This is a genomic window from Cupriavidus sp. C2SS-8b, from assembly GCF_057073745.1.
Genome location: NZ_CP172716.1, coordinates 410,150 through 423,654 on the forward strand (window position 1 = coordinate 410,150; position 13,505 = coordinate 423,654).

The following is a 13,505-nucleotide window of genomic DNA, read 5'->3' on the forward strand; positions in this document are numbered from 1 at the left end:
CGTTCGCGGTGCGCTTCAGATGACCTTGGCGCGGGTCAGGTCGTGAATGTGCAGCGCGCCCACCAGGCGCCCGTCATGGTCCACCACCAGCAGCTGGTTGATGCGGTTGGCCTCCATGACCTGCACGGCTTCGACGGCGAGCTGGTCTTCATGGACCACTTGCGGGTTCCGGTGCATCACCTCGCCGATCGGCACGGTCTTCCAGTCGCGCGGGGTTTCCAGCAGGCGGCGCAGGTCGCCGTCGGTGAACACGCCGATGGCGATGCCGTCCGGGTCGACCACCGCGGTCATGGCCATGCCCTTGCGCGTGATTTCCATCAGTGCCTGGGCCAGCGGCGTGTTCTCGCGGACTTCCGGCACGGCGTTGCCAGTGCGCATGACATCGCGCACGTGGGTCAGCAGCTTGCGGCCAAGTGCGCCGCCCGGATGCGAGCGGGCAAAGTCTTCTTCGCCGAAGCCGCGTGCATCGAGCACCGCCACCGCCAGCGCGTCGCCGAGCGCCAGCGCCGCGGTGGTGCTGGCCGTGGGGGCCAGGTTCAGCGGACAGGCTTCCTTTTCCACGCCGGCATCCAGGTGGGCGTCAGCCAGCTTGGCCAGGTTCGATTCCGGGTTGCCGGTGACCGAGATCAGCCGCGCGCCGATGCGCTTGACGATCGGGATGATCGACAGCAGCTCGCCGGTCTCGCCGGAGTTGGAGAAGGCAATCAGCACGTCCTCGCGCGTGACCATGCCGAGATCGCCATGGCTGGCCTCGGCCGGGTGCACGAAGAACGAGGGCGTACCCGTGGAGGCCAGCGTGGCCGCCACCTTGCGGCCGATATGGCCCGACTTGCCGATGCCCGACACCACGACGCGTCCGCTGCACTGCAGGACGAGCTGCACGGCGTGCGCGAAGTCGGCGGTCAGGCGCCCGGAGAGCGCGGCAACCGCGTCGGCTTCAATCTGGAGGGTACTGCGGGCGAGCCTGAGTGCTCGATCCGCATCGAAATTGGCTATCATGGCGACGAAGTATACCAACGAATGCGGCGACGCCCGGGGCCGTCCCGGCGAGCGCCGCGCTTGCCGTGTTCCGCCGGCAGGGCGCCCGTGCCGGGGCACGGCGCCGGCCAGCCCTGCCGGTTCTTCCTGAGCATCTTGATGCATTCTCCGCTGGAACTGACCCTGGTGCTGCTGGCTGCCGCCGTATTCGGCGTGGTCGCGTTCCGCATGCTGCAGCTGCCACCCATGCTCGGTTACCTGGCGGTCGGCATCCTGATCGGCCCGCACGCACTGGGCCTGGCCAGCGACACGGCGCAGACCAAGTACCTGGCCGAGTTCGGCGTGGTCTTCCTGATGTTCTCGATCGGCCTGGAATTCAGCCTGAGCAAGCTGCGCGCCATGAAACGGCTCGTGTTCGGGCTGGGCGGCTCCCAGGTGGTGCTGTCGATGCTGGCCGTGGTGCCGGCGAGCTGGCTGTTCAACTGGCTGTTCCCGCTGTCCTGGCAGGCTTCGGTGGCGCTCGGCGGCGCGCTGGCGATGTCGTCCACGGCGATCGTCTCGAAGATGCTGTCCGAGCGCGTGGAGCTGGAAAGCGAGCACGGCCGCAACATCATCAGCGTGCTGCTGTTCCAGGATCTGGCCGTGGTGCCGCTGCTGATCGTGATCCCGGCGCTGTCGCGCGATCCGGGCGACCTGGTGGTGGCGCTGGGCCTGGCCACCGCCAAGATCGCCGTGGCGCTGGGCGCGATTTTCTTCCTCGGCCAGCGCCTGATGAGCCGCTGGTTCCACGTGGTGGCGGCGCGGCGCTCGCAGGAACTGTTCATGCTGAACCTGCTGCTGGTCACGCTCGGCATGGCCGCGCTGACCGAACGGCTGGGCTTGTCGATGGCGCTCGGTGCGTTCATGGCCGGCATGCTGATCTCCGAAACGCCGTACCGGCACCAGGTGGAAGAGGACATCAAGCCCTTCCGCGACGTGCTGCTCGGGCTGTTCTTCGTCACCATCGGCATGCTGCTCAATATCCAGGTGGTGCTCGAGCACGTCTGGCTGGTGCTGTTGCTGCTGGCGGTGCCGATCCTGTTCAAGCTGGTGCTGATTGCCGTGCTGGCAAGACTGTTCGGCTCGCGCCAGGGCGTGGCGATCCGTACCGGCCTGGGGCTCGCGCAGGCCGGCGAATTCGGCTTCGTGCTGCTCAACCAGATCGACGGGCTGAACCTCGTGGACCCGGTGCTGATCCAGGTGATCCTGGCGTCGATGCTGCTGTCGATGCTGGCCGCGCCGTTCCTGATCCAGTACAGCGACGCCATCGTGCTGCGCTTTGCCGCGAACGAATGGCTGATGCAGTCGCTGAACATGACCCGCATCGCCGCGCAAAGCCTGCAGACCGAGAAGCACGCCATCATCTGCGGTTATGGGCGCAGCGGCCAGAACCTGGCCCATATGCTGGAGAGGGAGGGCATCACCTACGTGGCGCTCGACCTCGACCCGGACCGCGTGCGCGAAGCCGCGGCGGCCGGCGATACCGTGGTCTATGGCGACGCCGGCCGGCGCGAGGCGCTGATCGCGGCAGGTATCCACCGCGCCGCGGCGATTGTCGTCACGTACGCGAACACGCCGTCCGCGCTCAAGGTGCTGCACCACGTGCAGGAACTGGCGCCGGCGCTGCCGGTGATCGTGCGCACGGTCGATGATTCGGAGCTCGACACGCTGCAGAAGGCGGGCGCGACCGAAGTCGTGCCGGAGATCATCGAGGGCAGCCTGATGCTGGCCTCGCATGCGCTGGTGCTGCTCGGCGTGCCCATGCGGCATGTGCTGCGCGGCGTGCAGGAAGCGCGCGATGCGCGCTACAGCCTGCTGCGCGGCTACTTCCACGGCCGCGATGACGAGGAAGACATGGTCGAGCGCGATTCGGTGCGCCTGCATTCGGTGTCGCTCGGGGCGGCCGCGACGTCCGTCGGACGGCGCATCGGGGCGCTGGGACTGGAGCGGATCGGGGCTGAGGTCACGGCCGTGCGCCGCCGTGGCATCAGCGCCTTCGACCCGGAGCCGGACACGGTGCTCGAAGCGGGCGATATCGTCGTGCTGCGCGGCACGCCGGAGGCGCTTGAGGCAGCGGAGTCGCGGATCCTCAGCGACTGAGCGGAATCACAGCGGCGTGCGAGCGCCTAGTGCGCCGCTCCTGCCGGTGCCTCCACCCAAGACGGCGGCAAGCTGTCCAACACAGCGTGTGCGTCCAGCGAGCGGATCGGAACGCCCTTGTCGGCAGGGATGCGCCCCTCGCCTTGCAGCATCAGGTAGCGCAGGCAGCACACCCGCAGGAATGACGAGAAATTGCCAGCCACCGCCTCGTCGCCGCGATGCGCCGTCAGTTCATCGTGCAGCCGGGTAATGAGCTGGTTGACGCTCATGCCGTCGCGCTGCGCGAGTTCGTCGAGCACTTCCCAGAACAGGTTTTCCAGCCGGATGCTCGTGGCAACGCCATGCAGCCGCAGCGATCGCGCCTGGCATTCGTACGACTGCGGGTTGGCGCGGATGAAGATCTCACACATCGTAACTCCCGTGCTGGCGGCGCCTGCCAGGTGTGGCCGCGCCGTGTTCGGAAGCCTCTAATGTACGATCCGCGTCCCCAGCACGGCAAGGAACTGGGCCAGCCATGCCGGGTGCGCGGGCCATGCTGGCGCCGTGACGAGGTTGCCGTCGGTGTGGGCCTGGTCGACCGGGATATCCGCATACTTGCCGCCGGCCAGCTTCACTTCGGGCGCGCAAGCGGGGTAGGCGGAGCAGGCGCGGCCTTCCAGCACGCCGGCGGCGGCCAGCAACTGGGCGCCATGGCAGACCGCCGCGATGGGTTTGTTGGCGCTGGCAAAGTGCTGGACGATCTCCAGCACGCGCGCGTTCAGGCGCAGGTATTCCGGCGCGCGTCCGCCGGGGATGACCAGCGCGTCATAGGCGGCCGGATCGATCTCGGAAAAGGTCGCATTGAGCGCGAAGTTGTGGCCGCGCTTTTCGGTGTAGGTCTGGTCGCCTTCGAAATCGTGGATGGCGGTGGCGCAACTGTCGCCGGCTTTCTTGTCCGGGCATACCGCATGCACGGTGTGGCCCACCATCTGCAGCGCCTGGAACGGGACCATCGTCTCGTAGTCTTCGGCGAAGTCGCCCACCAGCATCAGAATCTTTTTTGCCATCGCGGTCTCCTGTATGGTTACGGGTGTTTCGGCCGGCCTTGTTGGCACGGCATGGCACGGCATGGCACCGGCAGGGCCATTTTGCGTGCGGCCCTCGCGGTCGGGGTGGTAACCCGTTACCACGGCCGGCCTGCCCCGGGGCGCGCGTGGCGCAACCTACATTTCACGATTCCCATGGCAGATTCCATCATCCAGTCCCCCGAGCTCGGCGACGTCACCGGCTACCTGCGCGACCGCATCCGTACCGTGCCGGACTGGCCCTTGCCCGGCGTGCAGTTTCGCGACATCACGCCGCTGCTGCAGGACCCCAAGACCCTGCGCGTGCTGATCGACGTCTTCGTGCACCGCTACATGGATGCGCAGCTCGACCTGGTCGCGGGCATCGACGCGCGCGGCTTCATCCTCGGCGCCATCGTCGCGTATGAGCTGAACCTCGGTTTCGTGCCGATCCGCAAGAAGGGCAAGCTGCCGTTCCAGACCGTGGCCGAGGAGTACGAGCTCGAATACGGCAGCGCCACCGTCGAGATCCACGCCGATGCCTGCAAGCCCGGCGACCGCGTGCTGCTGGTCGACGACCTGATCGCCACCGGCGGCACCATGATGGCCGGACGCAAGCTGCTGGAGCGGCTGGGCGCCACGGTGGTGGAGGGCGCCGCGATCGTCGACCTGCCCGAGCTGGGCGGCTCGCGCCTGCTGCAGAACGGCGGGCTGCCGCTGTTCACGGTGTGCCGGTTCGACGGCCACTGATATGGCCACGCGCTGACGCGCCAGCCGCACGATCGATTCCGACGGAGACCCCATGCCCGACTTGCTGCTGTTCCTGGTGACCTCGATCGCCATCACCCTCGCCCCGGGTCCGGACAACCTGCAAGTACTGGCGCGCGGCATGGCGCAGGGCCGGCGCGCGGGCGTGGTGGCGGCGCTCGGGTTTGCGGTCGGTTGCTTGTTCCACACGATGATTGCCGCGGTCGGCCTGGCGGCGGTCTTGCGTTCGTCGCCGCTGGCGTTCCAGCTGATCAAGTATGCGGGCGCCGCCTACCTGATCTGGATCGGCATCCAGGCACTGCGCGCGAAGAGCGGGCTTGCGCAAGGTGGCGACGTGGCCGCAGTGCCGCTGCGCAAAGTGTTCCGCCAGAGCGTGCTGGGCAACATGATGAACCCGAAGGTCACGCTGTTCTTCCTCGTGTTCCTGCCGCAGTTCGTGCATGCGGACGCCGCGCACCCGGCGCTGCAGTTCGTGCTGCTGGGGCTGGTGTTCATGCTGCAGACCGCCGTGGTGTTCTCGCTGTTCGGCCTGTGCGCGGGGTGGCTCGGTGCATGGCTGCGCCGGCGTCCGGCCACGGGGCGCTGGCTCGATCGCGCGGCCGGCGCGATCTTCGTCGGCCTGGGCATCAAGGTCGCGCTGCCCTGAACAGACGCTTTACCGACGCATCCGGGGCGCGCCGCATGCGTGCGCTGCACGCCCCATGGCGTTGCCCCGCCCCCCTGTCGCGCGCATAATGAGTCCTTGACAACAACATGATGACCGGGCGGAGCCTCCGAGCTGTAGCCGTCACCGGTCACACAGGGGCGCACGATGGGCGTACTTCTGCATCTTCTATCCGGCGTGGCCCTGCTTGTCTGGGGCACGAACATCGTCAAGGTCGGGATCCTGCGCGTCTATGGCGCCAATCTCCGACACGTGCTCTCGACCAGCGTCGCCAACCGGTTCACCGCCTTCGCGGCCGGGCTGGGCGTCACCGGGCTCGTCCAGAGCAGCAACGCCACCGCCGTCATCGTCAGTTCCTTCGTGGGGCAGGGCCTGATCGCCGTGGCACCGGCACTGGCCATCATGCTCGGCGCCAACGTGGGCACCGCGATCATGGTGCAGGTCTTCTCGCTGGACCTGTCGTGGCTGTCGCCGCTGCTGATCTTCGTCGGCGTGATCCTCCACCTGTCCTGGAAGGGCAGCAAGCCTGGCCACGTGGGCCGCGTATTGATCGGCCTGGGTCTGATCACGCTGGCGCTGGAACTGATTTCGATCGCCACGCGCCCCATGGTGCAGGCCGCGGGCGTCAAGGTGCTGTTCGGCACGCTGACCGGCGATGCGGCGCTGGACATGCTGATCGGCGCGTTCCTGACCATCCTGTGCTATTCGAGTTTGGCCGTGGTGCTGTTCTGCGGCGCGCTGGCCTCCGCCGGCGTGGTGTCGATCCATGTGGCGCTCGCGCTGGTGCTGGGTGCGAACCTCGGGTCGGGGATCTCAGCATTGCTGACCACGTCAGGCAACAACCAGCCCGGCAAGCGCGTCACGCTCGGCAACCTGCTGTCGCGCCTGCTCGGCTGCCTGGTCGCGTTGCCGTTCCTGAGCGAGGCCGAGCGCCTGCTCGCGCTGATTGACCATGATCCGCAGCGCCTGATCGTCAATTTCCACTTGTTGTTCAACGTGGCGCTGGCCATCCTGCTGCTGGGCGCGACCGCGCCGCTGGCCAGGCTGTGCGAAGCGGTGCTGCCCGGCCGGAACACCGGCGAAAGCCAGGTCACGCCGCGCCACCTCGACCCCGCCGCCTTGCCCACGCCGACGCTCGCGCTGGCCAACGCCGCACGCGAGGTGCTGCGCATCGGCGACCGCATCGAGCAGATGCTAGACAACATGCTGCGCGTGCTGCGCACCAACGACGCCAAGCTGGCGACCGCCACCTGCCGCATCGACAACGAGGTGGACGATCTCTACACCGCCATCAAGCTCTACCTGACCCGCATCAGCCTGGAAGCGCTGGACGAGCGCGACGGCCAGCGCTGGACGGAAATCATCTCGCTGACCATCAACCTGGAACACGCGGGCGACATCATCGAACGCGTGCTGGTCGACGCGAAGGAAAAGAAGATCGCCCACAACCTGATGTTCTCCGAAGCAGGCATGCAGGAAATCGCCGAGATGCATGCGCGGCTCGTGGCCAACCTGCGGATCGGCCTGTCGGTGTTCCTCAATGGCGATCTCAAGAGCGCGCAGACGCTGATGGCCGAGAAGGCCAACTTCCGCGAACTCGAGCAGAAATACGCGCGCACCCACTTGCACCGTGTGGCTGTGCAGACCGCGGAAAGCATAGAGACGAGTTCGCTGCACCTGGACGTGATCAGCGAACTCAAGCGCCTGAACTCGCTGTTCTGCGCCACGGCCTACCCGGTGCTCGAGCAGGCCGGTGTGCTGAACCGCAGCCGCATGAGGGAAGACGATGCGCCCGGCGCACCGCCGATGCAACAGCTGAGCACCGCGGCGCGGCAGTAAGCTAGAGCTTGTAGCCGATCTTGCGCAGCAGGTCCCGCCGCTCACGGACATCGGCATCGGTCTCGATGCCCAGCGGCGATGCGCCATCCACCACGCCCAGCACGGCCCGACCGCCATCGGTCTGCGCGATGATGACCTCGGTGGGATTTGCCGTCGCGCAGTAGATCCGGCAGACCTCCGGCACCGTACGCACGACGCCGAGCACATTGACGGGGAAGAAACCGTCGCCCAGGAAGATGAAGAACGAATGTCCCGCGCCGATCGTGCGGGCGTTCTCGCAGGCCAGGTCGATCAGCGCCTCGTCGTTGCCCGACCAGCGCACCAGCCGCTTGCCCGAAGACTCGCAGAACGCCAGTCCGAAGCGGATGCCGGGTACGGTGCCAACGAGCGCTTCATGCAGGTCTTCCACTGTCTTGATGAAGTGCGACTGGCCGAAGATGAAGTTGGTCGCTTCCGGCTTGGTGACCGGGACTGACAGGAGTTCCATGGCGGGCCTCCAGGTGTTGGCGGCGACGGCCTTTGTGGCCGTCCCTCGCCGTTCATGGTAGGCCTTGGGGCACCGAATGCAAGGCGTTGCCGCCGCGGCTTAGGGCCGCGCCAGCAACGGCTTCAGATACTTCCCCGTAAAGCTCGCCTTGCTCTTCGCCACATCCTCCGGCGTGCCGCGCGCAATCACCTGCCCGCCGCCGGCACCGCCTTCGGGACCCATGTCGATCAGCCAGTCCGCGGTCTTGATCACGTCCAGGTTGTGTTCGATGATCACCACGGTATTGCCCTGGTCGCGCAGCTTGTGGATGACCTTGAGCAGCAGTTCGATATCGTGGAAATGCAGGCCCGTGGTGGGTTCGTCCAGGATATAGAGCGTGCGGCCGGTGTCGCGCTTGGACAGCTCCAGCGACAGCTTCACGCGCTGCGCCTCGCCACCCGACAGCGTGGTGGCCGACTGGCCCAGGCGGATATATCCAAGACCCACGTCGAGCAGCGTCTGCAGCTTGCGGCGCACCACCGGCACCGCGCTGAAGAACTCGACCGACTGCTCGACCGTCAGCTCCAGCACCTCGGAAATGTTCTTGCCCTTGTACAGGACTTCCAGCGTCTCGCGGTTGTAGCGCTTGCCGTGGCACACGTCGCACGGCACGTAGACGTCGGGCAGGAAGTGCATCTCGACCTTTAGCACGCCGTCGCCCTGGCAGGACTCGCAGCGCCCACCCTTGACGTTGAACGAGAAGCGGCCCGGATCGTAACCGCGTTCCTTGGCCGACGGCACGCCGGCGAACAATTCGCGGATCGGCGTGAACAGGCCCGTATAGGTGGCCGGATTCGAGCGCGGCGTGCGCCCGATCGGACTCTGGTCGACGTTGATGACCTTGTCGAAATGCTCCAGTCCCTCGATACGGTCATGCTGCGCGGGCTCCGCCGTGGAGCCGTACAGGTGGCGCGCCACCGCGTGGTAGAGCGTGTCGTTGATCAGCGTGGACTTGCCCGAGCCCGACACGCCAGTGATGCAGGTCAGCAGCCCGACCGGCACCTCCGCCGTGACGTTGCGCAGGTTGTTGCCGCTCGCATTGACGATGCGCAGCAGGCGTTCGTCGTCAGGCGCCGCGCGGTTGCCCGGGACTTCGATGCGTCGCTGGCCCGAGAGGTACTGCCCTGTCAGTGAAGCGGGCGAGTCCTCGATCTGGCGCGGCGTGCCCTCGGCCACGATCATGCCGCCGTGCACGCCGGCGCCTGGGCCGATGTCGACCACGTAGTCGCTCGCGCGGATCATGTCTTCGTCATGCTCGACCACCAGCACCGAATTGCCGATGTCGCGCAGATGCTTGAGCGTGTCGATCAGGCGGTCGTTGTCGCGCTGGTGCAGGCCGATCGATGGCTCGTCGAGCACGTACATCACGCCGGTCAGGCCCGAACCGATCTGCGAGGCCAGCCGGATGCGCTGCGCCTCGCCGCCCGACAGCGTGTCGGCGCTGCGTTCGAGCGACAGGTAGTCGAGCCCCACGTTGTTGAGGAAGTTCAGCCGCGCGGTGATTTCCTTGATGATCTTGTCACCGATCTCGCGCTTGGCGCCATGCATGTCGAGCGTGAGGAAGTACGTCAGCGCCTCGCGCAGCGGCCAGCCGTTGATCTCGAAGATGGCGCGCGCCTGCTCGCCTTCGCCGACCTTGACGTGGCGCGCCTCGGTGCGCAGGCGCGTGCCATGGCAGACCGGGCAGGGCTGGTTGTTCTGGTACTTGGCCAGTTCCTCGCGCACGGCGACCGAATCGGTCTCGCGGTAGCGGCGCTCCAGGTTCGGGATGATCCCTTCGAACCCATGCGCGCGCACCGTGGTGCGGCCGCGTTCGTTCATATAGGTGAACGGGATTTCCTCTTCGCCCGAGCCGTGCAGCACCACCTGCTGCACCTTGGCCGGCAGCTCTTCGAACGCGGTATCGGTGTCGAATTCGTAGAAGGCCGCCAGGCTCTGCAGCATCTGGAAGTAGAACTGGTTGCGCCGGTCCCAGCCCTTGATCGCGCCGGAGGCCAGCGACAGGTTCGGGAAGGCCACCACGCGCTTCGGGTCGAAGAACGTGATCTGGCCCAGGCCGTCGCAGCTCGGGCAGGCGCCCATCGGGTTGTTGAACGAGAACAGGCGCGGTTCGAGTTCCTGCAGCGAATACGAGCAGATCGGGCAAGCGAAGCGCGAGCTGAACATGTGCACCTTGCCGGTGTCGAGTTCCAGCGCGAGGGCGCGGCCATCGGCCAGGCGCAGCGCGGTCTCGAACGATTCGGCCAGGCGTTGCTTGATGTCCGGGCGCACCTTGACGCGGTCCACCACGACTTCGATGGTGTGCTTCTCCGTCTTCTTCAGCTTGGGCAGCGCGTCGACCTCATAGACCTTGGCCTCGGCCTCGTGCGTGGTGCCGCCGCCCGAGCGGATGCGAAAGCGTACGAAGCCCTGCGCCTGCATGGTGTCGAACAGGTCCGAGTGCTCGCCCTTGCGGTCGGACACGACCGGCGCCAGGATCATCAGCTTGGTGTCTTCGGGCAGTGCCAGCGCGGCATCCACCATCTGCGCCACGCTCTGCGCCTGCAGCGGCAGGTTGTGGTCGGGGCAATAGGGCGTGCCGGCGCGCGCGTACAGCAGGCGCAGGTAGTCGTGGATCTCGGTCACCGTGCCGACCGTCGAGCGCGGGTTGTGGCTGGTGGCCTTCTGCTCGATCGAGATGGCGGGCGACAGGCCCTCGATCAGGTCCACGTCCGGCTTTTCCATCAGTTGCAGGAACTGGCGCGCGTAGGCCGAGAGCGATTCCACGTAGCGGCGCTGGCCTTCCGCGTACAGGGTATCGAATGCCAGCGACGACTTGCCCGAGCCCGACAGGCCGGTAATCACGATCAGCCGGTTGCGCGGCAGGTCGAGATTGATGTTCTTCAGGTTGTGGGTACGGGCCCCACGGATCTTGATTTCTTCCATATGCCCAAAAGGCCGAAAAGTCGTCGCCGGGCAGGCCGACGGCCAGCGCGGCGCGCATGGACAGTCGGTCTGACGGAAATCCCAAACTGAATTTGCTGGAAAGCGGGTGCTCTATGCGCCATCCGCGAGCGATGCCGCGGATCGTTCCGATCACCGCGATCTGCCGGCCGATGCACGCGCCGGCGGTCGCCCGCCGCAGCCGGGTGACCCCGGGAGCGCGGAGAAGCAAACCTGTTAATATACCGAACTTCGGTTTCCCGGGTTGCCTGCACAAGGCGCGCACCTGTGGGAACCGGGCTGAATGCCGCGCGTGCCTGGTCGACCGGGATGGCAACTTCTGCCCCGGATGCCGATCGAAACAGCCATTGCCGCCAGCGCCGGCAACCAGCCTGACCCATTCCCACGATCGCCATGTCGCCGATCCCGTCTTCTTCCCCAGATGCCGCCGTTGCCGGCGATTCCAAGACCGAGCCCCAGCGCGAACGCATGACGCGTACCGAGTTGCGCGCCAGCCTCTCGCTGGCCAGCATCTTCGCGCTGCGCATGCTGGGCCTGTTCCTGATCCTGCCGGTCTTCGCGGAGTACGCGCGCGGCCTGCCGGATGGCCATGATGCCCAGCGCGTCGGCCTGGCCATGGGCATCTACGGCCTGATGCAGGCTTTCCTGCACATCCCGCTCGGCTGGCTGTCGGACCGCATCGGCCGCAAGCCGGTCATGGTGGCCGGCTTGCTGCTGTTCGTGGCCGGCGGCCTGGTGGCCGCGTTCTCGCACACGCTGTTCGGCATCACGCTGGGCCGGGCGCTGCAGGGTACCGGCGCGATTTCCGCGGCCATCACGGCCTGCATCGCCGACCTGACGCGCGAACGCCACCGCACCAAGGCCATGGCCATGGTGGGCGGCAGCATCGGGCTGACCTTCGCGCTGTCGCTGGTGATTGCCTCGCCGCTGCTGCATGCCATCGGCATGCCGGGCATCTTCGGGCTGATGTCGGTGCTGGGCGCCGTGGCCATCATCGTGACGCTGTTCGTGGTGCCGAGCCCGCCGCCGCCGCATCCGGTCCGGCTGCCGTTCCGCCAGGTGCTGCTCAATCCGGACCTCGTGCGCCTGAACGTCGGCGTGCTGGCGCTGCACGCCTCGCAGGTTGCCATGTTCATGGTGGTGCCCGCCATGCTGGCCGACGCGGGCATGCCGCTCGACCAGCACTGGAAGGTCTACCTGCCGGTGGTGCTGGTGTCGTTCGTGCTGATGCTTGGGCCGATGATGGCCGCGGAGCGCTATGGCCGCGTGCGGCCGGTGCTGCTGAGCGCGGTGGGACTGATGACCGCGGTCCAGCTGCTGTTCGCCGCCGTGCACGGCCTGTGGGCGATCGTCGTCGTCCTGCTGTTTTTCTTTGTCGCCTTCAACGTGCTGGAGGCCATGCAGCCGTCGCTGGTGTCGCGCTACGCGGCCGCCTCGCGCGGTGCGGCGCTCGGCGTTTACAACACCACGCAGGCGCTGGGCCTGTTCCTGGGCGGCGCGGTGGGCGGCTGGCTGCTCAAGCATGAAGGGCGCAGCGCGGTGTTCGTCGGTTGCGCGGTGGTGCTTCTGGTCTGGCTTATAATCGCCTGGAGCATGAAGCCGCCGCCGGCCAGGGGGCAGGCAAGTCCACAGGCGGCAGCCTGACGCGGTGTCAGCCGCATCACTTTGCAACAGTTTCTGGCCGAATATGGCCTAGCATGACCGCGCCTCCCGACTATCTGGCCGGGGGCGCGTTGTTCGTTTACGTTGTCGCTTTTGCAGTCGTCACATCGTCACGAGCGTCGCAATGGCTGCGGGATCCTGGTAGGGGATGGCCCCGTGGTCGCCGCAGCTGCAGCAATCCGATTCAATCTACATACTGAGCGTATGCCACGCTTTTCAGCACAGCGCGTGGCTTTTGGAGAACTATCACATGGCATCGGTCAACAAAGTCATTCTCGTCGGCAACCTGGGCGCGGACCCGGAAACCCGTTACATGCCCAGCGGCGACGCCGTGACCAACCTGCGCCTGGCAACCACTGACCGCTACAAGGACAAGCAGTCCGGCGAAATGAAGGAAGCCACTGAGTGGCACCGTGTCTCGATGTTCGGCAAGCTGGCCGAAATCGCGGCCCAGTACCTGCGCAAGGGCTCGTCGGTCTATATCGAAGGCCGCATTCGCACCCGCAAGTGGCAGGACCAGAGCGGCCAGGACAAGTACAGCACCGAAATCGTCGCCGACCAGATGCAAATGCTGGGCGGGCGCCAGAGCGCTGGTGGTGGCGGCGATGAAGGCGGCTACGGCGGTGGTGGTGGCGGTGGCGGCGGCTACAGCCGTGAATCGTCGGGTGGTGGCGGTGGCGGCTACGGCGGCCGAGGCGGCCAGGGCGGTGGTGGCCAGGGCGGTGGCGGCCAGCAAGGCGGCGCGCGACGCCAGCAGCAGGCACCGTCGAACGGCTTCGAGGATATGGATGACGATATTCCGTTCTAAAGCCGCCGTTCTTAGTTTCGTAAAGATTCACCTTGAGGCCCGCTTGCAGCGGGCTTTTTTCACATCTGGACCGTCAATTTTCGTCGGACACGTTTTTGGGTTTCTTTACACCGTAAAGCATTGTCATGAGCATGA

Annotated in this window: 11 protein-coding genes; 6 read left to right on the top strand and 5 right to left on the bottom strand. The window is 66.6% G+C overall.

The window, feature by feature from the left end; translation table 11 throughout:
- Positions 1-15 precede the first annotated feature (15 nt).
- Positions 16-999, bottom strand: a complete 984-nt coding sequence (locus tag ACIGJB_RS01905; protein ID WP_483731137.1) for a KpsF/GutQ family sugar-phosphate isomerase — start codon at positions 997-999, stop codon at positions 16-18.
- A gap of 138 nt (positions 1,000-1,137) precedes the next feature.
- On the opposite strand from ACIGJB_RS01905, the gene ACIGJB_RS01910 reads away from it, so the two are divergent.
- The gene (locus tag ACIGJB_RS01910) at positions 1,138-3,117 is read left to right on the top strand and encodes a monovalent cation:proton antiporter family protein (protein WP_483731138.1); all 1,980 of its coding nucleotides are present in this window, start codon (positions 1,138-1,140) and stop codon (positions 3,115-3,117) included.
- 26 nt (positions 3,118-3,143) lie between these two features.
- Here ACIGJB_RS01910 and ACIGJB_RS01915 read toward each other — a convergent pair whose 3' ends face one another.
- Entirely contained in the window at positions 3,144-3,527 is a 384-nt protein-coding gene (locus ACIGJB_RS01915; RefSeq protein ID WP_483731139.1) for a ribbon-helix-helix domain-containing protein, read from the bottom strand.
- A gap of 57 nt (positions 3,528-3,584) precedes the next feature.
- The gene (locus ACIGJB_RS01920; protein WP_483731140.1) at positions 3,585-4,163 is read right to left on the bottom strand and encodes a DJ-1/PfpI family protein; all 579 of its coding nucleotides are present in this window, start codon (positions 4,161-4,163) and stop codon (positions 3,585-3,587) included.
- 174 nt (positions 4,164-4,337) lie between these two features.
- Here ACIGJB_RS01920 and ACIGJB_RS01925 point away from each other — a divergent pair, with 174 nt between their 5' ends.
- The 3 genes from ACIGJB_RS01925 to ACIGJB_RS01935 all read left to right on the top strand — a co-directional run bounded on the left by ACIGJB_RS01925 (position 4,338) and on the right by ACIGJB_RS01935 (position 7,431).
- Positions 4,338-4,910, top strand: coding sequence for an adenine phosphoribosyltransferase (locus ACIGJB_RS01925; RefSeq protein WP_483731141.1), 573 nt, complete (start codon positions 4,338-4,340; stop codon positions 4,908-4,910).
- Between the two features lie 52 nt (positions 4,911-4,962).
- Complete coding sequence (locus ACIGJB_RS01930) at positions 4,963-5,574, top strand: LysE family translocator (RefSeq protein WP_483731142.1); 612 nt, start codon at positions 4,963-4,965, stop codon at positions 5,572-5,574.
- A gap of 165 nt (positions 5,575-5,739) precedes the next feature.
- The gene (locus tag ACIGJB_RS01935) at positions 5,740-7,431 is read left to right on the top strand and encodes a Na/Pi cotransporter family protein (RefSeq protein WP_483731143.1); all 1,692 of its coding nucleotides are present in this window, start codon (positions 5,740-5,742) and stop codon (positions 7,429-7,431) included.
- A gap of 1 nt (position 7,432) precedes the next feature.
- Here ACIGJB_RS01935 and ACIGJB_RS01940 read toward each other — a convergent pair whose 3' ends face one another.
- On the bottom strand, positions 7,433-7,918 hold the full coding sequence (locus tag ACIGJB_RS01940; protein WP_483731144.1) for an adenosine-specific kinase: 486 nt from the start codon (positions 7,916-7,918) through the stop codon (positions 7,433-7,435).
- A gap of 99 nt (positions 7,919-8,017) precedes the next feature.
- Positions 8,018-10,882: an excinuclease ABC subunit UvrA gene (gene uvrA, locus ACIGJB_RS01945; protein WP_483731145.1), complete on the bottom strand. Its 2,865-nt coding sequence runs from the start codon at positions 10,880-10,882 to the stop codon at positions 8,018-8,020.
- A gap of 411 nt (positions 10,883-11,293) precedes the next feature.
- Between uvrA and ACIGJB_RS01950 the strand changes: the two genes are divergently transcribed.
- Together ACIGJB_RS01950 and ACIGJB_RS01955 are read left to right on the top strand one after the other, a co-directional pair.
- Positions 11,294-12,544: an MFS transporter gene (locus ACIGJB_RS01950; RefSeq protein WP_483731146.1), complete on the top strand. Its 1,251-nt coding sequence runs from the start codon at positions 11,294-11,296 to the stop codon at positions 12,542-12,544.
- A 268-nt stretch (positions 12,545-12,812) separates the two neighbouring features.
- Positions 12,813-13,370, top strand: coding sequence for a single-stranded DNA-binding protein (locus tag ACIGJB_RS01955; protein ID WP_483731147.1), 558 nt, complete (start codon positions 12,813-12,815; stop codon positions 13,368-13,370).
- The last annotated feature ends 135 nt before the right edge of the window (positions 13,371-13,505 follow it).